This window comes from Opitutaceae bacterium, assembly GCA_015075305.1.
GTDB lineage: Bacteria > Verrucomicrobiota > Verrucomicrobiia > Opitutales > Opitutaceae > UBA6669.
Window position 1 is genome coordinate 22,431 of record JABTUS010000002.1, and the last position, 18,313, is coordinate 40,743.

Consider the following 18,313-nt stretch of genomic DNA (forward strand, 5'->3'; position numbering starts at 1 on the left):
TCAAAACACGCCCTTTACCCCCAGAGTCACCAGGCTGCCTGCGCGCTGGGACACGCTGATGCGGGCGAACTCGGGGGTAAAATCTCCCATAAGCAGGGTGTGCTTGTCGCTCTGCAGGGCGTTTCGCACGCTGGCGTAGAGGGAGATCCTCTTGGAGAACTGGTACTCGAACGACAGATCAACCAGGGTTTGCGGCGCCACGTAGCGGAACATGTCGGGCAGCACATTGGCGCTGACCGCGACGCGGTTGATCCGCACCTCCTCGGCCATGGCGACGTTGACTTTCGCCTGAAATCTGGGGCGGACAAAACTGACACCCCAGTTGATGTTCTGGCGCGAAAACCCCTCAAAGTCATCCTGGTTCGGCCCACTGATCCTCAGATGCGTGCCGTTGACAAAGAGACTCAATCCCCGGCTCCATGACGGCAGGAAAGTGAGTTGATGGCGGATGCTCCACTCGAAACCTGTGATGTTGGCCGCTCCGAAATTCGAATAGGTGCGGATGTCCGAATTGATGAACTCGGAGGGCAGGCCGTACTCGGCGAGCAGCTCTGGCGTCGCCTCGGAGGTGGTCAGAGCATAGAAGTCACGGATGTTCTTCCGAAATACGGCGGCTGTGAGCGTCGTTCCTTTTCGCTGATAGTATTCCAGCGTCAGGTCAAAGCTGTTCGAATCCCACGGACGCAGCCCGGGATTGCCGACCGTCACTGTGGAGTTCGGCGTGGGATTTCCGGATTCAAAAGTCGGCGCCGCAACGGTGATGCCGGGCGCAATGATCGAGACCGGCGGGCGACTGATGGTGCGGGCATACGAAAAGCGTGTGATCAGATTCGGTGTGATGTTGTAGGATGCATTCAGGCTAGGATAATAACCTTCATACGATCGTTTGGCGTGCGAGCCGCGCTCCTTGTACTGCAACTGGGCCAGTGTGAGTGCGGACCCCACGATCCGCACCGGCATGTTTGCGGCGTTGCGTATGATGTTGCCATTGGCATCACGCTGGTAGGTGGCCACGATGTCGTTCAACGGCCCGGCTCCGTCATCCCCGGTGTGCTCGTAGCGAACACCGGTGGTGATGCGGAGACGATTGTCAATGAAGCGTCCGTCCAGGCGCAGGTAGGCGGCGACAATGGTTTCAGTCAGCTCCTTCGAACCGTTCACGCGCGTCGTGTAATTGGCCGCTTCGTTGAGCGTGAACCACTCCGGATTCCGCCGGTAGAGGTCGTGGAGGCGCGAGGCGCTGTTGCGGAACACCGGCGCCGCGCTGCCGTCGTCGTAAAAGTGATAGGTCGTGTTGGCGGAGTATGCCTCGTTGACCAGGCCCAGATTGCGGGCCAGGTTGCCTCCTGCTGACGCGGGCACTGCCAGAGTGTATGCGCGGGTTTCCGTTTTCGAATCGATCGCATTCTCCAGATAGCTCCCGCCGAACTTCAGCTCCAGCGGAAACCGGGTGTTGAGCGAGCGTCCTGCATTGAGACGAAATGCCGTGAGGTTGGTGTCGACATCCAAGGTGGTCGATGTGGCTCCGGTGACGGGCACGGCACCGGCATCGTAGGGATTTATCACCGCTCCGCCCTTGGTCGCCACGATTCGCGGCAACAGACCGTCGTGAATTCTGCTGATGCCGGTCGCCTGCATGGCCACGGCGGTGTTGCTTTGCGTGATCGTGTTGAAGAACCCGTCCTCCATGTCGCGACGCTCACGGCCGCTCCGTGAATGGGAGGCGCTGGCGTCAAAATTCCACACGTCACCTTTGTGGGCGTAGGTGATCGAGGAATTGACTGTTGTACGGTAGAAGTCGAAATTGGCGGCACCCGGAGTGACAACGCCTGTGGCGCCGTTGGTTCGAATCGCATCGGCGTCGCCGGTGACACCGGTGCTGAAGTTCATCGTAAAGGGATTCTGCGTGGTGAAGGAGTCCTCGGATGAATACTGCACCTTTGCGCGAAGCGTGTCGCTCTTCGACACTTTCCAGTCGGCCGCGAGCGAGAGCAGCTTCTTGTCGTAGAGCTGAATCGTGTTGTTTTTCACGTAGCTGACCGCCACCAGCTTGGTGTGATTCCACGTCGTGGTGTCGTAGTCCATGTCATAGTACCGCTTGCTGGCCGACGCACTGACCGTGAGGGCGAAAGATTGATTGACCGGCAGTTTGTAGGTCAGATCAAGGCCGGGCTGTATGGGACGCGCCGAGGCCTGGGAGGTGTTGGTGATCCTCCGCCGAAACGTCAGCGTGTCGGTGTTCGGATTGTCGCGCAGGGTGTTCACCGTGTAGAATGCGCTGTATGTCAGTTGCGGCCGGCGACTCGAGAACCCGCTCTTGCCGATGATGTTCATCGATCCGCCGATGGCGTTGGCGGGCATGTCGGGAGTCGGGGACTTCGTGATCTCAATGCGCTCGATGTTGCCGGTGGCCGCGCCGGTGAGTTCAAAGCTTCGATCGCCGGTCGATGACGCAATCTCATTGCCTTCCTCGAGGACAAGGGTGCCGTTGGCTGGCATGCCTCGAATTGCAATCTCCGTCGCAATTGCCGGTCCAAAGGTGATGGAGACACCGGGCACATACTTCAGGAACTCGCCGGGATTGCCTTCCCCCATGTTGCCGAACTCCTCGAAGGCCACGACATTCTTGATGTTGTCCGCCACGCGCTGCTCGTTGATCGCAAGTGCTTCCGCAGTCAATGCCTGCTCCGTGACGGTGAACTTCTCCAAGTGGATCGTTTCCCCGGCGCCCGAATCCACCAGACGCATAGAATAGTCCAGCATGACTGTCCGGCCCGCAACAACCTCCGTGGAGCGCGTCGCCGGTTCAAACCCGCTGTAGCTCGCCGTCACATTCGCGGTGCCAGGCGCAACATTGGCGAATCGATATTCGCCGGCTTCGTTGGAGAGTGTCTCAAGACTTGTGCCCTGGATTCTCACCTGCGCCCTGGCCAGTGCATCGCCGCTGGCCAAGTTGATGATGCGGCCTTCAATCACACCCGTGCTCTGGGCGGTGACAGGGAGGATCCAGCCAAGGAGGCCCCACGTCAGGGCGCTCACGGAGCGGGCAAGTGTTGTGGAAAACAGTTTCATGCGATGATTCAGGGTTTGCGGTTGACTGATGGGACAACAACCGGCGCAGCGCGGCCACCAATGACTGTGCAATGAATCTCCCTCCATGAAAAACCACTGGACAAAAAAAACGTCCAGCTGGTTCTTTTCAGACGCCGTGCGTCCAATGAGCGTCGGCAATGCCATGTTAGGAAATGTTCGTTTCTACTTTCGATTGACATTTTCTAACATTCTCACGGAATCTGGCTGCTCATGAAGAAGCTGCCCTCCGCCGCACGTCTGGCCCGCATCCGCGAACGGTTCGCGAGCGAGGCGGGCGTGTCCGTCGCGGAGCTGGCCGCCGAGTTCTCCGTCAGCGAGATGACCATCCGGCGCGACCTCGCGCAGCTGGAGGGGCAGTCGCACATCCAGCGCACCCACGGCGGCGCCGTGCTCACGGAGCGCATGCTGCTGGAGTTCGACTACCGGGACAGGCGCCAGGCCAACCGGAGCGCCAAGCAGGCCATCGCCCGCGAGGCCCGCAGGCTGGTCAGACCCGGGCAGCGGCTCATCCTCGACAACGGCACCACCACGCTGGAACTCGCCTGCCTGCTGCGGGACGGCGAGAACCTCACTGTCATCACACCCAGCCTCGCCGTGGCCTCCGAACTGCTCGACGCCCCCGGGGTGGAGGTCATCCTCCTCGGCGGCGTGATCCGCCGCGGCAGTCCGGATCTCACCGGCCCCGTCACCGAGCACTGCCTGGAGCTGTTTTCCGCGGACCTCGCGTTCCAGGGAACGGACGGCATCGGGCTCGACGGCAAACTGTACAACGCCGATCTGCGTCTCGCGCGCGTGGAGAAACACATGCGCCGCATTGCGAAGCAGTCCGTCGTCCTCGCCGACCACACCAAGATCGGCCGCACCGCCCTCGCCTTTTCCGGCAGCCTTTCCGGCATCGACATCCTGATCACCAACCGCAGCGCCCCCGCCGGCGCGCTGCGCCGGTTCTCCAAACTCGGGGTACGCATCCTCTCCGTCTGATTTTCCATCATGAGCACATCCTCCGCCTTCAAGACTCTCGATTGGGGCCGCGTCGACCTCTCGCGCGTGCCGCACCTTCCCGTGCCGCCCCCCGGCCCGCAGTCCAAACACTGGCACGACCGGTGCACCAGGCACTTCAAGGGTCTGAGCGGACAGGTGAAGCTCTTCCCGGTCAGCTTCGAATCCGGCCGAGGCTGCGTGCTGCGCGACGTCGATGGCAACGAGTACATCGATTTCTCCTCGGGCATCTACGTCACCACGCTGGGACACTGCCACCCGAAGATCAGCGAGGGCATCGCGCGCGCCGCGGGCCAGTTGATGAACGCCCACGACTTCACCACGCCGATCAAGACCGAGCTGATGGAGAAGCTGGCATCGGTGCTTCCGGGCGACCTCAACGGCTTCCAGCTCTACGACTGCGGCACCGCGGCCGTCGAGGCGGGCATCCGCGTGCTGCGCGCCGCAACCGGGAAACACGAGACGGTGAGCTGCTTCTACGACTTTCACGGCAAGACCTACGGCGCGGTCTCACTCGGACACATCCGCTCGCATGTCTACGGGGCGGTCCGCGCTCCCGGCGCCCACATGGTGCCGCGCCCGGACACCTATCGGCCGGTGTGGACGAAACCCGATGGCACGATCGACACCGATGCCTACCTCCGTTTCTACGCCGAATACCTCGACAAGGCCACCGTCGGAGCAGTCGCCGGCTTTGTCCTGGAGCCCATCCAGGGCTGGGGCGGATCTGTCATGCCGCCGGATGACTTCTTCCCCAAGCTGCGCAAATTCTGCGACGACCGGCACATCCTGCTCATGGCCGACGAGGTTCTCACCAGTTGGGGCCGCACCGGCAAATGGCTCGCCATGGAACACTGGGGCGTCGTTCCCGATGTCGTGACCATCGGCAAGGGTTTCGGCAATGGCTTCCCGGTCACCTGCGTCGCCGTGCGCGAAAAATTCAAGGAGAGCTTTGAAAGCATCTCCGCCTCATCGAGCTACGGCGGCAACCCCATGGCCTGCGCCGCAGCGCTCATCTCAACGCAGGTCATTGAGTCGGAGAACCTCCTCGGGCACGCCACCCACCTCGGCAACGTCGCGCTGAAGCGCATGCAGCGCATGAAGGAACAGCACAGGATCGTGGGCGACGTCCGCGCCAAGGGCTGCCTCATGGGCATCGAGCTGGTAAAGGACAAGGCATCCAAGGAACCCTTCGACAAGGCCGGCACGCTCGTCTACCAAAAGGCCTTCCGAAAGGGTCTGGCCTGGATTCCCGCCGGTCACATTCTCCGCATGAGCCCGCCGATCGTCATGGACGAGGCCACCCTGCTCAAGGGCCTCGACATCATCGACGAGGCCATCGGCGAAACCGCAAAGGAACTCGGCTTCGCCTGATCTCCACTCCTTCACTCTCACCGCAACTCCCATGACCTCCTACAGACTCAACCGTCTCTTCAATCCCAAGTCGCGCCGCTGCTTCGACGTCGCCATCGACCACGGCTTCTTCAACGACTTCAGTTTCCTCGCCGGCATCGAGAATATCGACCACGCCGTGGCGACCGTCGTCGGCGCAGCCCCCGACGCCGTGCAGCTCAGCGTCGGCCAGGCGCGCCATCTCCAGAAGATCGCGGGGCGCTTCAAGCCGTCGCTCGTCCTCCGCATCGATGTGGCCAATGTCTACGGCAAACAGCTCCCGCGCCGGCTCTACAGCCGCACCATCGACACGCCCGTCGAGCAGGCGCTGCGTCTGGACGCCGCGTGCATGTGCGTGAATCTCTTTCAGATTCCCAACGAGCCCGAGGTCGGCGAGCAGTGCATCGAGAACATCGTGCGCCTCAAGCCGCAGTGCGAGCGCTACGGCATGCCGATGATGATCGAGCCGCTCGTTTTCCAGTCCAATGAAAAGGCCGGCGGCTACATGGTCGACGGCGACGAAAAGAAGATCATCCCTCTCGTGCGCCAGGCGGCGGAACTCGGCGCGGACGTCATCAAGGCCGACCCCACCGACAACGTGTCGCTCTACCACAAGGTCATCGAGGCCGCCTCGGGCATCCCGGTCCTCGTCCGCGGTGGCGGCAAGGTGGGCGACCGCGAAATCCTCCAGCGCACCCACGACCTGCTCGCGCAGGGCGCCTCTGGCATCGTGTATGGTCGAAACATCATCCAGCACGCAAAACCCGCCGCCATCACACGCGCGCTGATGGGACTCGTCCACGACGGCCTCACGGTCGACGCCGCGTTCGACATCGTTTCCAAGGCCTGAGCACCCGGCTTCCTCCCGCCATGAGCGATCTGGCAATCCGCAACGCCCGGCTCGTTGCACCCGGCAGAGGCATCTCTACGGGCGATGCATGGATTCGCTCGGGACGGATTGCCGCGCTCGGCAGGATCGACGCCGCCGTGCCTCCTGACGCAAGAGTGATCGAGGCCCGCGGCCGGCTGCTGACGCCAGGGCTCATCGACATCCACACGCACGGCATCAAGGACAACCTCTACGAGGACGGCGTCGCCGGCGTGCGCCGGGGCGCGCGATGCCTGGGCGAGTTCGGTGTCACCACGGTTCTGCCGACGCTGATTCCGAAACTCACCGACACCTGGCTTGGGGATGTTCGGCGGACCTGCGAGGCTTTGCCCGGCATCACGGACGCGAACATTCCCGGTCTGCACATTGAGGGTCCCTTCATGGCCGTGGGAGGCGCGGCCTGCCCCACCCTTCCCGGCGATCTCGCGCTACTGGAGCGCATCCTCGACGCCACCGGCGGCCGCCTCGCCGCGATGTCGCTCAGCCCGGACGCACCCAACATCCTTCCGGTGATCCGCCGCCTGCGGGAAAAGGGGATTCCCGTTTTTCTCACACACACGCGCGCGAATGCGGAGCAGACGGAGGCCGCGCTGGAGGCGGGAGCCTCGCACGCGACGCATTTCTACGATGTGTTCTATCCGCCCGCCGAGACGGACCCCGGCGTGCGGCCGGTCGGCGCGGTGGAATCGATTCTCGCCGATGCCCGCGCCTCCGTGGACTTTATTGCCGACGGCGTGCACGTCCACCCCACCGCCATCCGCGCCGCTCTTGCAGCGAAGGGCTGGCAGGGTGTCATCCTGATCACCGACTCCAACATCGGCGCGGGCCTTCCTCCGGGGCTCTACGACACGCCCTGGGGATACCGGATTCGCGTCGCGCCCGAGACCGCCGCGCGCCATGCGGAAAAGGGTTTTCTGGCCGGCAGCGCGCTCACCATGAATCGCGGCATCGCCAATCTCCTCCGCTGGCTCAAACTGCCGCCCGAACAGGTCTGGGCGATGGGCACGCTGAATCCCGCGCGCCTGCTCGGACTCGAGAAAAAAGGCCGACTCGAAGTCGGTGCCGACGCCGATCTCGTGCTCTGGAACGACTCCCTCACGCCGGCGCAGACATGGGTCAATGGAATCTCAGTCTATGAAGAAAAAATCCACAGCGTTTGATTTTGAACCCGCGGCGTTCGTCCCGTTTCGGGACAAGCGGGTAGTCGCCCGCGTCCGCGCCATCACGCGCGACAAGATCACCCGGCACCGGAATCCGGATTTCCGGATCAGCGTCGTGCCCGACAGCGAGGTCGAGTTCCTGTGGATCACGGACATGTTTTTCCGCATCAAGGAGGCGATGGATGCCGGCCGCTCCTTTGTCGCCATCATGCCGAATCCTTGGCCCGGCTATGTGAAACTCGCGGCAATGCTGAACCGCGCGAAGGTCGACTGTCGCAAGCTGCACACGTTCAACATGGACGAGTATGCGGACCAGGATGGCCGCATCGCGCCCGAGACGTGGGAGTTTGGATTCGGCCATGCCTTCAAGAAGTACTTCTGGAGCCAGTTGCATCCCAAACTTCGCCCGGAGGAGAAGAACATCCGCATTTTCACGAACAGGAATCTCAAGGACTACGGGCGCATGCTCGCGGATCTTGGTGGGGCGGACATCTGTTACAGCGGACCCGGCTGGACGGGACACCTGGCCTTCATTGAACCCGATGCGCCGGAGTTTGCGGGCTCGCTGGCGGAGTGGAAACAAATGGGCCCGCGCGTCTGCACGCTCAGCCCCTTTACGATCGCGCAGAATTCGCTGCACGGCTGCTTCGGCTCCAGCGGCGACCTCACCGCGGTGCCGCCCAAAGCCGCGACAATCGGACCCGCGGAAGTCATAGGCGCGAAGCACCGCATCGACATGCATGCGATCACGGTGGACGGCTCCTTCGCCTCTTGGCAGCGCCTCACGACCCGCCTCGTACTTCACGGCCCCGTCACCCCGCGAATCCCCGAATCGATCCTCCAGACCCTTCGCACCGACGTCTGGGTGTCCGAATCCCTCGCCGCCAACATCGAGACCCGCTGGGACAAAGGCTACTAGCCGGCGTGCATGCGGCAACGTGTCACAGACATTTCTGTCTGCGAGCCACCGATGGCGCAGACAGGAAGGTCCGCGCCACACTTTCTTGGCTGATGCCCATGTTCATCCGCCCACGAGCCAATCATTCCAGAATTTCCTGCCCTGTCCAACCGTCACGTCTGGGCCGACCAGAACTATCGTCGCGGGCGGACGGAGGAACGTGTTTCTTCAAGTGACGCAATATCACGTTCGCCAAACCACGGGTGATTCTCTCGACAATTTCAGCATGTGCAGGATTCCATGCCTCGGGTTTCGGCTCCACAGTCAACTTGGTCGGCGTTGTGTACCCTAGGCCGATCTGGTGCAGATGTCCCACGTTGATCTCTGCGATCATCTCCAGTCGCCTCTCTGGAGGATCTTCGACGTGATCACGAAACATGGCCCAGTGTTCGCTCAATGGGATAAGGCTCAGACGGCTGACTGAAAGCCCCTCACCGACAAACAGACTAGGGGAAAGCCGCTCGCCGTCCCACTTGTCGGTGCAGACCGCTCGCACTATGTCCTCACCGTGAATAAGCGGCATGGAATCAGATAGAAAGAATCTGTTTCAATTGCTTGAAGTCGGACAACGGCAATTCGCCTTCAGCTCCTGTTGCCTCATTGAAATACTCCACACGATCACGAGTGAACTCCACCTGTACAGCCTTGCCGCTGGAGGTTTCCCAACACAGCTCGAGCCCTCCGCGATCCGTTAGAAAAACGCTGGGCTTCTTGTCATTCGAAGGAGGCATCCCATCAGACAGAAACTGAATTGTTGCCTCGAATGCCCGTGGTGAAAGAGGTTGCGTGCGGTGGTTGCCCCATCCCCTTCGATAGTACTGGCGAAAATGGAGCAGCCTTCCCCAGCCATGATTTCCAAGCCTGGAAATGGCCACATCTTCCCACGGTGCATCATTCATTCTTTGGCGACGCACTGCCAGAAGAGCAGTCGGTTCGTTCAACTCATCGACGAGTCTGCAAGTCGCGTACGATGTGGCATGCAAGGGTGGCAGGGAAGCGATCATTCGTACAACGGATTGAGGCTATTTAGAAAATCATCCTTCAGCAAGCCGAAGAAAAGAGACTTGATCGCCTGGTGTGCCTCCGAGAAGCGGTTGAGCCCATTGTCAAATAGTTCCACACCCAAGGCCCCGTACCACGCGTCCAGATCCAGCACGCTGCCTGACTTGGCGCTTTCTCCGACGCCCACGATGGCGCCATTGCTCGCCGCCAGGCGAATCGTCAATGGCCCGTCCTTGAGGATTGTCGTGACTTCCGTATGAGCATCTGTGACCGGCTCGCCAGCCAGCTGGAGAGCCAGCTTGAGCTTATCAAACACGTTGCCCTCGATAAAATCCACATAGCGTACCCCCAATCGTTCCGTCTCTTCAATAAAGTCACCCGCCATGAGCCTGTCCATCAGCCACCTCAACTCCTCATGGATGCGGTTCCAGCCGGGATAGCCATGCGACTTCGTTATAAGTGCAACCATGCAGGGTCCAAGGTGAATCGAGAAATCATTTCCGAAAAAACGAATCAGCGGTTGGTACTTCAGGTCTGCCTGTTGCCGACGAAATTCTTCAGGAATCTGATAGAGCGGCAGCGTAGCCTGCTCAGGATAGTGTCCCTTGATCTGGGCATGCAGCAGCCCCGGCAGGTTCTCCCATGGTTGGCGAGGAACAAAACGGATCTCGAAGATCGCCTCCACGATCGGGCACGGAGTAATCCTCGCGGGAAGACGCTGAGGCGTTGGGATTCTGTAGTCAGAGGAAATCACGGGAGCGGAAATCCAAGGAAAGGCTGCATGCCTGAGGCTCCGATTGCAGAGACTCGAGTTTCATCGGCAACCCTCCCGCTTGACGATGCCGGAAGGCTCGCGCTTTTCGCTGTGATGCAGTAGCCAAGGTTGTATATAGTGGCATCGTGGTCTGTGCATGGTTGAAGACGTGCAAGCTTCATTTCATCTTACAGCTCATGAGTGCGGTGTCGAGAGTCTGAATACTGTTGCCGAGCCATCGGGATGGCTTCCTTCAACACTGGCGAGGGAGGGAAAGTGATCCTGCAAAGGCCTCAGCTTTTCAGCCTGCGTTCACGTTGTCAGCAAGAGCCTCATGAATGTGAATTCAGCGGTGGTGGAGCCATTGAAGATGAGGGCTATGCGGCCCCTTGCAGTCTCACACTACGAATTCCTTACACCCCGGCACGTTGGGTACTTGGAGCATCCCCAGAATGAATGGCCGACATTCGATCCGCGCCTGGCCGTGCGTTTGACCATGCCTGCCCCGCAGTTGGGACACAGCACCTCGTCAGGGCTCGGTGAAATATCTGAATCAGCTAGGGACGATTCTGTCTCTGCTCCAGCTACAGGTTTGGGCGGTGCTTGCACCGATCGCACCAAAGGCAGGATGACAAGCATCTCGGCTGGTGAAGGATTGCTTCGGGGCATGAACGATCAGGTCAAATCGGGATTCTCGCGGACAAACGCCAGCAGATCCTGGCCGCTGATCTTCCATTTTGTGCGGGAGAACTGCCGGCCCTTGAGCGCGCCGCTTTCCAGCCAGCCCAGGACTTTCCTGGGAGCGACGCGAAGGCGTTTCGCCGCTTCGACATGAGTCATGCACGGCATCGATTTGAACTCGGCAGCCAGCCTGCGCTTTTCCTGTTTTGGAGTTTCAGCGGGCGGGGGCGCGCAGTGTGGAGCCATCGTCACATTCTCAATTCAACTCGATCATTGTTTCCCGCCAGCGTTTTTGCATCGATCCGTTCACCTGTCTGAAGGACCTGCTCACGCGCCTGCCCCGGATGACCAATCAGGACGATCTGGCCGCGCTCACCCGGCTCGCTGGAAAGCGGCTGTCTGACGCCGCGCTGCCCGCCGAAGGTCGGCGACTTTCCATCTCATTCCGGTCGGTCAAGGTCAATCCGAGTGAACGATCGTCGGATGCTTACGATTTTTCTCAGTCGGTATGATTCGGACATGGATGACACGGAACAACTGTCTTTGCGGAACGAGGCAATCCTAGGCCTCGTTGGCCAGGGCAATCGCACGATCAATTAACTCGTCGCTGACATAGGCTCCCGCCCCGCGAAGCCTATCCAGCGCCGGGCGCGCCAATGGGATCAAGCCACGCTCCTTTGCCTTGACGATGACACGCAGCGATCCGAGGACGGGAACGCCGTGGAGCGTCGCCATCCGGCGGGCTGCTCGATCGTCAAGCACAGCCAGAAATCCGGGATGGGCCAACGCCCACGAAATCACCTCCGCCTCACCGGGCCCTCCATTCCACAACGCAAGCGCAGCATGCAGCGGAGGAGCTGGCCGAACAAAGTCTCTGCCGAGGCCCGCAAGCCAAGCCCTACCAGCATCGGCGAGGCGTCCCTGCTGCACTTCGGCAACCACGCCAGCGGGAATCACCAATTCATCTCACAGCAGCGGCAGCAGATGAATGATGTCCGCTTTACCGAGCAGGATGACGGGGGAGGCGTTGACAACCCATAGGTCAGCCATGCCGGAAATCCTCGTCCAAATCAGCCACCGTCATTTGGACAGACGAAACCCGATGGGTGCTCAACAGGTCGAAAAACTCACCGCGCGTGACTCCAAGCAGGGCAGCTGCCTGTCCTTGCGAAAGGCGGCCCTCCTCGAACCAGCGCAAGACCGCAGCCTCCCGCAATTCCTGTGGCAGCTGTTCCGGTCGAACACGAAGCACCTGCATGGCCTCTTCCGGGAGTTCGACTGTAACTTGCCGCGTCATGGCGGAAAACTAGTTTGCATTAGCTTTCGGTCAAACGAATTGGCCGAAGCTGCCGGCTCACCGTCAAATCCGCAGCAGAGTTCGAATCTCAGAGGGATCGGCAAATCGATGCGCGGAGCCGCAAGCCTGTTGGCGATCTAACCATGCAATGCGTCTCCTCTTGTCGGTTACTTGGATCGTCACCTTGAGAAACGCTTGGAGCGCTCTTTCTTCATCTCCAGTCAGGAGTCGGTGAACTGGGCTATCGATGCGAACCAATCGGAAACCGTGCGTAATTTTTCGAACGTGCGCCGCCCGACCGCGTAGATCATCTTGTCATTGGAAAAACCATGGAGACAACCTGGGAACCACAGGCTCGTCAGTTGCCGTTAAGTCCGAATTTGCGACTGAGGAGCTTTTCCTTCCAGCGACTTTCCAGCGTCAAAAGTTCCTCGGTGCTTACGGACGACGCAGAAACTTCAAGCACACTGACTTGGTAGTCGGTAACTGATTTCCTCTTCATGCGGCGATTGCCGCCGTGTCCGGATGAAACATAGTTCTCCCATCGTCCCCAGAACCCCCGCTCCCCGCCCGCCGATCCGACATAGCATCGACCGGTGGTTGGGCAGGTGAGGAGATAGATTCCGCAGACGGAAGAAAGCGCTTCACGCCATGCGACGGGGACCGTTGCGAGTCGGCTGAGATGCTCACGGAAGTCGAGAAACCCAGGGAAAGGAGGATCACTGATGGAGCGCCGGATCTCGACGATGGTCTTGTCCTTGGAGTCTGCCCGCTGGACCCACGCTCGGAAGCCCGGACCCCAATCAATCACGATTCTTCCATTGTAGGCCGCAAGGCTGTCGCAGAGCACCAGGTCATAGTAGTTGAAGCCTCCAACCTTTCTGCCGGAAACCGGATCGATGAGCCCCTTGGGTGCACGGCCGACGCCCTTGATTTCGTATAGTCCAGCAAACAGGTCTCATCAGGTGGTGTGCCTGGGAAGGCAGCGAGGTATCGTGCGATCGAAGATGCCGTCCCGAATTTGCGTCCGTTGATACAGTTCAAAGCGCCCGTCGCCCGCGCGCCAGAGTTGGTACGGAGTCGGGCGACCCGGATACCGGGTATCCTGATGGCGGGCGAGTTTTACGTCAGACGGATCTATCTGTGCCGAGCGAAGCAGGGAGTTGAACGTGATCATATTTGAAAAGTGCACACGGAACTTTCGCAGAGAACGAACTGGCGCGGGTCCGACTATTCCGTTTGGACAAACCCGCCGCGATGAAGGCTATGTTCCCAATCGGACGTCACGGGAGTTCAGGCAAGTCGTAGGCTGAGCCAATATTCCACCACACGGATATATCGGCCGCTTTGTGGTTCTGGATAGTCAACTCGCCTGGAACAAACTCGTTGTCCGGCATTTCTCCCCGTGAGCGCAATCACTTCATCCGTTCCCACGGGCTCGTCCCGTGCCGGCACGTCGGGCGAATCGCCAGACCGTCCGGTGCATGATCCACACTCCTCTGCCAGAATAGCGCCGTGCAGGACTACGGATGTGGGGTAATGGCAACGATCGTGAGAACCGCCACCCGCTTCCCGCCCGAAAGCTCATCCGGGCCGTAGTGGAAAAAGACCCGATAGGCGCCGGGCGTCTTGTCTTGGGCGTAGGCTTCCCACAAGCGCTCGCCGTTCACCCCGACCAACGATCGGTATTCGTGGGTGTTCAAGCCGGGATGCCGCGCATTCGTTTCGAGGAAACCGAGCGTCTTCAGGACTTGCTTGTGCAGACCACGTTTCGCCGGGTCGGAAGCAAGCGCGTGCAACTGACCGGCGGCCTCATCCGTAAATCGCAACTGACGTTGCACAAGATTCAGACCTCGTCAGCGTGTGCGGCAAATGAGCCGAGGTGCTTGATCCGGCCCGCGGCGGAGTCCGCCAGGCCGCGCTTCACCGAAGCCAGCGCCTCCTTGTTCTCGAAGAGCCATGTTTCGTGGACGGGCACGGCCTTCACAGGATCGAGCACGATCTGGCCGAGGCGATTGCAGTAAATGTTGTAGGCTACGCCGGGCTGTCCAATGGCCTGGCCCAGCGACAGACGCTTCTTGGCATCGGGTTTCTGGATTTCGGTCACCAGCCGGAAATGGGAGTCTTTGATCACGCTTTCCATATCCAGAATACTGTGGACATCCCACCCGGCATCAAGTGGGAAATCCCCACCCTCTTCCAGCTCCATATCAATCACTCATTTTCTCTTTGGGTGAGCGATGATGCTGACAAGCGCCGTGCAGGGCAGACTTTTCCAAACCTCGAACGTTGAATCAAAAGCGAGCCATATAGGGTCAGTCCTTACTCCAAGACCCAGTTGAGAGAAAGAATGCTGAAATGAAGCATTGTGCAGCAACTGCCTCCTTGCCCGCAGACTGCGGACTCTCGCTCGCATCTCCATCACCAAGTGACACCGATTTCCATGGTCGGCCAACCATGGTCATGGCACCAGCGCTTCTTCGCAGCACAGGTCCAACGCTGTTTCCTTCCGCTTCTCCGATCGCATACTCGCGCAATCGACCACGTGACAGACCCCGCCAACACTTCCTCTCTTTTAGCTCTCTTCAACGTTTTATGTCATAAGTAAGGACTGCCCCTTTTATTGGCTACTTGAAGTTACCCGTTTGATCCGATGATAGGTGACAAACCTCTCCGGTTGGCGAAGTCGGGTTAGCGGTGCAGGGCGCTTCTCGCACCGGGCCTGTAGCTCAACGGTTAGAGCAGAGGACTCATAATCCTTTGGTTCTGGGTTCGAATCCCAGCGGGCCCACCAACTGCCTGCCTCACCGGTTGCTTGGGATCCATGGAGCCGGGGTAACGACGCGGGGTTGACAGGTGGTGTATGCTGTGGGCCGGGTAAGCGCAGGAAATGTAGAGGCCGCTCTCACGAGTGGCAGCCTGTCAAGGGTGGGATCCTCGGTTCTTGGGGCCCTGAGTTTCATTAGCCCTCGAGGTTAAAAGCCTCGGGGACTTTTGCTTTCACCGTGGCGAAATCCTCGGACCACAGCGTCAGGCCGACGCCAGTTCACGAGCGTGCGGCACATCGTTGGCGCGCAGCGAACGCACTTGTGCGCGCTCCAGCGTCACCAATGCCACGGTGTGTCCATCGTAGCCGACGAATTCCACCTCGAAGGCGTCGCCGTTCCCATGCACGAGCACGGCCGTGCCGACGTCACCGCGTTTCAGGTTATAGGCGGGCAGATCGCCCGTGAGGGCGACAGCGTCGAGTTCGTGAATCGGGTTCATGATTTCGGGATCGGATGGGCGGTGACAAAGCGCGGAGCGTCACCGGCAGAATCGATAAACCATGCGGTGCGCACATTCAAGCTCGCGCCCCCGGGCGCACTCAACGGACCGTCGACGACGTAGCGCGTGCCGTGCGGCGTTGGCTCGGTTACGACCACTTCGTTCTCTCTGGCGTGGCGGAGCAGCGCATGGGCCAATTGCGACCACTCCGGCGCGGTGAAACCAAAACGCAGGAAAAACGCCGCCTTGCTGCCGCCGGCCGGATGCGCCGGGTTGAGGAGATAGTGCGTGATTTTCTTCTCTGGCACGACGGCCAGATCTACGCCTGGAAGTTTCATTTCCAGGATTCCTCGATGAGTTGCAGACCGTTGGGGATCATGGGTTCGGCGGGGGTGGACATGGCGGCTACTCCTTGCCTTCGATGCTGCGGACGGTTTCGAGGGTCTGGAGTTTCTGGAGGGCGACTTTGAGGGGGTGACTGGCGTCGTGGAGTTCCTCGAACTTCGTGCGGAGGGTTTTCAGGAAGGTGGCGCAGACATTCCTGTCTGCGTCTTTGGGCGGAAGGGCAGACAGGAATGTCTGCCCCACACTCTGCTCCACCAGATCGAAGAGTCGAAGCCCGGCGGCGTGCAGCTCCTCCGGGAAATACAGTTCATACACCAGCCCGGTCAGGATCTGCTCCCAATACGCCAGCATCAATGGGTCGCGCGTGCTCGCCGCCTCGGGGTGGTCGGCGAAGTGGCGGTTTAGGAAAAGAAGGTAATCGACGAGCTGTTCTATGGCTCGCTGCTGCGTATCGCTCGCAGAGGGGATCGGCCATTGGGATGAATAGCGGGGTTCGAAATCGAAAAACCCACCCTGCTTGGTAGCGAAGACCTGCTGTGTGAACCAGAAAGCGACTGGTGAGTTTACGACTCCGGCCAAAAACCGGGCGCGCTCGCTGACAAAGATGCTCGCCTTGTTGTTGGCGAAGTAGCCGTCGAGATCGACGGCGACATTCACCGTGCCGGAGATTGCGGGCACGATGATCTTGGACTGAGCGAACGCGTCGAGGAATGACTGCTTGGGATTGTTGTCGAGTTCGAGCCAGTGGTGCTGTCCTTCGGCTTTGCCATCGCGCGAGGAAGTGCATTGCCCGCGCTGGCGCAGCTCATCCTCGAATTGCCTCAGATGCTTCAGGATGGCCGGATAACGTTTGAGTTCGGCGTGAAAGCCGAACGGGAAAACAATGATATAGAGTCCAGCCCAATCGAGACGCCACCGTTTGATGTCGCGACCGCGCAACAGGGGTCGAATCAGTTCAGCCGACTTCGGATCTTGCGCGATGAGCGAGGCCCGACGATCGGTGTCAATGATGAAGGCTTCGTTTAGTCCGGTGATCACTCCACGATACCACGCTCCGTTAACGTAGTCGCCAAGGGAGGTGCAGGTTTCACGCAGACGCTGGAGGATTTCGCGCTTCGAGTCGCCTTCGAGTCGCCAGCCGTCAGCGGCGAGCGCGGATTGCGGCATGGTGAAGCTCTTGCGGGCAAACACGTCGGCGAAAGTTTCGACCGGCGGACCCTCTTCCCAATTGAAGGCGCGCAGGTTCGCACTTTCTGATACCGGTTTCCCAACGCGCTGAAGAATCGCGATGCTGGGATAAGCGATCGCGGTGAAGACGGGCGCATCGCCAAAATCGATCAATTGTAGGACGCGGGTATTCCGGTTGAGCCACACCCGAAGTTTCTCGCCGTAGCCAGCGCGAAACCACTTGTTGGACGTAATGAAACTAAAAGTGCCTCCCTCGCGAAGGAGGCGAATGCCGGCTTCGAAGAAATAGACGAACAGGTCGGCACGCGGATTGAAGCAGGCGTAGCTGGCGCTGAACTCGTCCTTGTAGTGCTTGATCTGCTCCATCCGCACATAGGGCGGGTTGCCGATGACAATGTCGAATGGGCCCTCAGAAGGTGGGGCAGACACTCTTGTCTGCCGTTGAGGCGAATCGCAGACAGGAATGTCTGCGCCACCTTGAATCCCACCTTTGATGCCGAACATCCATTCAGCATCGAAGAAGGGCGCGTGGGTGTTCTGATCGTAAGGATCCCAGGCCGCGAGCTTGCGCGAAGTTTCCTTGGACAGCGCGTGGCTGTCCTCCAGCATGGCGGAGATTTCGCGGCGCTTGGCTTCGTCGGCCTCGCGCCACTTGCGTTTCGCAGCCGGGCTTCGGGCGTTGAAATGTCCGTGGCGGATTTCGGCGAGCTCGCTCCGGAGGCGGTCCAGGTCCTTGGAAAACAGATCGCTCTCCGATTTTTCGATGGGGATGAGGGTGTCGGCGGCGACGAATCGGGTTTCCAGATTCGGGAGGGGGCGGATGCCCATGTTCCAAGGTGGGGCAGACATTCCTGTCTGCCATTTTCCATCCTGGCAGACAGGAATGTCTGCCCCACCTTCAGGGCCTCCTTCCACCTTCTGGTCCACGACGAGGGAGATGAAGAAGCGGAGCTTGGCGATCTGCGTGGCGATGGGCTGGATGTCCACGCCGTAGATCGAGTTCTCGATGAGGTAGAGTTTTCTCGCGAAATCGAGGGCGTGGTAGCGGGTGTCGAAGGATTTTTCGATGTCGGCGATCCGAGCATCGCAGGCGGCGAGCTCGGAGAGTGAGGCAGACATTCCTGTCTGCCTTGCTGCCCCTGAACCACAGACAGGAATGTCTGTGCCACTTTGTTCGAGCAGGGCGCGGTAGCGGCGGGCCTCGGCGAGGCGGTCGCGTTTCCAGGATTCGTTGTTGGGGTCGAGTTTCTGAAGGAGGTCAACGAGACGGTGGAGTGCGCCCATGGGG

General features: G+C 60.1%; 21 protein-coding genes and 1 tRNA gene. 7 read left to right on the forward strand and 15 right to left on the reverse strand.

The window, feature by feature from the left end; all coding sequences use genetic code 11:
• Positions 1-3,072 (reverse strand): TonB-dependent receptor, encoded by a 3,072-nt coding sequence (locus tag HS122_04625; protein ID MBE7537675.1) that lies wholly within the window; start codon positions 3,070-3,072, stop codon positions 1-3.
• A 231-nt stretch (positions 3,073-3,303) separates the two neighbouring features.
• Between HS122_04625 and HS122_04630 the strand changes: the two genes are divergently transcribed.
• Genes HS122_04630 through HS122_04650 form a run of 5 tightly spaced genes read left to right on the forward strand, consistent with a single transcriptional unit; the run spans position 3,304 to position 8,452 of the window.
• Positions 3,304-4,074, forward strand: a complete 771-nt coding sequence (locus HS122_04630) for a DeoR/GlpR transcriptional regulator (GenBank protein ID MBE7537676.1) — start codon at positions 3,304-3,306, stop codon at positions 4,072-4,074.
• A 9-nt stretch (positions 4,075-4,083) separates the two neighbouring features.
• Positions 4,084-5,466, forward strand: coding sequence for an aspartate aminotransferase family protein (locus tag HS122_04635; protein ID MBE7537677.1), 1,383 nt, complete (start codon positions 4,084-4,086; stop codon positions 5,464-5,466).
• Positions 5,467-5,497: 31 nt separating this feature from the next.
• Complete coding sequence (locus tag HS122_04640; protein ID MBE7537678.1) at positions 5,498-6,334, forward strand: aldolase; 837 nt, start codon at positions 5,498-5,500, stop codon at positions 6,332-6,334.
• A gap of 20 nt (positions 6,335-6,354) precedes the next feature.
• Positions 6,355-7,533, forward strand: a complete 1,179-nt coding sequence (locus tag HS122_04645; GenBank protein ID MBE7537679.1) for an amidohydrolase family protein — start codon at positions 6,355-6,357, stop codon at positions 7,531-7,533.
• The gene (locus tag HS122_04650; GenBank protein MBE7537680.1) at positions 7,508-8,452 is read left to right on the forward strand and encodes a hypothetical protein; all 945 of its coding nucleotides are present in this window, start codon (positions 7,508-7,510) and stop codon (positions 8,450-8,452) included. Before HS122_04645 ends, HS122_04650 begins: the two co-directional genes overlap by 26 nt.
• 121 nt (positions 8,453-8,573) lie before the next feature.
• Here the strand turns inward: HS122_04650 and HS122_04655 are convergent, their stop codons facing one another.
• The 5 genes from HS122_04655 to HS122_04675 all read right to left on the reverse strand — a co-directional run bounded on the left by HS122_04655 (position 8,574) and on the right by HS122_04675 (position 11,087).
• Positions 8,574-9,014 (reverse strand): hypothetical protein, encoded by a 441-nt coding sequence (locus tag HS122_04655; protein MBE7537681.1) that lies wholly within the window; start codon positions 9,012-9,014, stop codon positions 8,574-8,576.
• 4 nt (positions 9,015-9,018) lie between these two features.
• Positions 9,019-9,495 carry a hypothetical protein gene (locus HS122_04660; protein MBE7537682.1) on the reverse strand — a complete coding sequence of 159 codons (477 nt, stop codon included), beginning with the start codon at positions 9,493-9,495 and terminating at the stop codon, positions 9,019-9,021.
• Positions 9,492-10,178 (reverse strand): TIGR04255 family protein, encoded by a 687-nt coding sequence (locus HS122_04665; GenBank protein ID MBE7537683.1) that lies wholly within the window; start codon positions 10,176-10,178, stop codon positions 9,492-9,494. The genes HS122_04660 and HS122_04665 overlap by 4 nt, the downstream gene beginning before the upstream one ends.
• 471 nt (positions 10,179-10,649) lie before the next feature.
• Positions 10,650-10,916, reverse strand: coding sequence for a topoisomerase DNA-binding C4 zinc finger domain-containing protein (locus HS122_04670; GenBank protein ID MBE7537684.1), 267 nt, complete (start codon positions 10,914-10,916; stop codon positions 10,650-10,652).
• Between the two features lie 6 nt (positions 10,917-10,922).
• Positions 10,923-11,087, reverse strand: a complete 165-nt coding sequence (locus tag HS122_04675) for a helix-turn-helix domain-containing protein (GenBank protein MBE7537685.1) — start codon at positions 11,085-11,087, stop codon at positions 10,923-10,925.
• A 47-nt stretch (positions 11,088-11,134) separates the two neighbouring features.
• Between HS122_04675 and HS122_04680 the strand changes: the two genes are divergently transcribed.
• Positions 11,135-11,440, forward strand: a complete 306-nt coding sequence (locus HS122_04680; protein ID MBE7537686.1) for a transposase domain-containing protein — start codon at positions 11,135-11,137, stop codon at positions 11,438-11,440.
• A 49-nt stretch (positions 11,441-11,489) separates the two neighbouring features.
• Here HS122_04680 and HS122_04685 read toward each other — a convergent pair whose 3' ends face one another.
• The 6 genes from HS122_04685 to HS122_04710 form a co-directional block, all read right to left on the reverse strand.
• Positions 11,490-11,663: a DUF3368 domain-containing protein gene (locus HS122_04685; GenBank protein MBE7537687.1), complete on the reverse strand. Its 174-nt coding sequence runs from the start codon at positions 11,661-11,663 to the stop codon at positions 11,490-11,492.
• A gap of 307 nt (positions 11,664-11,970) precedes the next feature.
• Positions 11,971-12,225, reverse strand: coding sequence for a UPF0175 family protein (locus HS122_04690; protein MBE7537688.1), 255 nt, complete (start codon positions 12,223-12,225; stop codon positions 11,971-11,973).
• Between the two features lie 358 nt (positions 12,226-12,583).
• Positions 12,584-13,075 (reverse strand): GIY-YIG nuclease family protein, encoded by a 492-nt coding sequence (locus tag HS122_04695; GenBank protein ID MBE7537689.1) that lies wholly within the window; start codon positions 13,073-13,075, stop codon positions 12,584-12,586.
• A 111-nt stretch (positions 13,076-13,186) separates the two neighbouring features.
• Positions 13,187-13,402: a hypothetical protein gene (locus tag HS122_04700; GenBank protein MBE7537690.1), complete on the reverse strand. Its 216-nt coding sequence runs from the start codon at positions 13,400-13,402 to the stop codon at positions 13,187-13,189.
• A gap of 346 nt (positions 13,403-13,748) precedes the next feature.
• Positions 13,749-14,024, reverse strand: coding sequence for a hypothetical protein (locus tag HS122_04705; GenBank protein ID MBE7537691.1), 276 nt, complete (start codon positions 14,022-14,024; stop codon positions 13,749-13,751).
• 47 nt (positions 14,025-14,071) lie between these two features.
• Positions 14,072-14,359, reverse strand: coding sequence for a hypothetical protein (locus HS122_04710; GenBank protein ID MBE7537692.1), 288 nt, complete (start codon positions 14,357-14,359; stop codon positions 14,072-14,074).
• 584 nt (positions 14,360-14,943) lie between these two features.
• On the opposite strand from HS122_04710, the gene HS122_04715 reads away from it, so the two are divergent.
• Positions 14,944-15,019: transfer RNA gene (locus HS122_04715), tRNA-Ile, on the forward strand.
• Between the two features lie 236 nt (positions 15,020-15,255).
• Here the strand turns inward: HS122_04715 and HS122_04720 are convergent.
• From HS122_04720 to HS122_04730, 3 genes are all read right to left on the reverse strand, one after another.
• On the reverse strand, positions 15,256-15,492 hold the full coding sequence (locus tag HS122_04720) for a DUF4926 domain-containing protein (GenBank protein ID MBE7537693.1): 237 nt from the start codon (positions 15,490-15,492) through the stop codon (positions 15,256-15,258).
• The gene (locus HS122_04725; GenBank protein ID MBE7537694.1) at positions 15,489-15,830 is read right to left on the reverse strand and encodes a hypothetical protein; all 342 of its coding nucleotides are present in this window, start codon (positions 15,828-15,830) and stop codon (positions 15,489-15,491) included. Before HS122_04725 ends, HS122_04720 begins: the two co-directional genes overlap by 4 nt.
• Positions 15,831-15,897: 67 nt before the next feature.
• Positions 15,898-18,309, reverse strand: coding sequence for an Eco57I restriction-modification methylase domain-containing protein (locus HS122_04730; GenBank protein MBE7537695.1), 2,412 nt, complete (start codon positions 18,307-18,309; stop codon positions 15,898-15,900).
• Between the last annotated feature and the right edge of the window lie 4 nt (positions 18,310-18,313).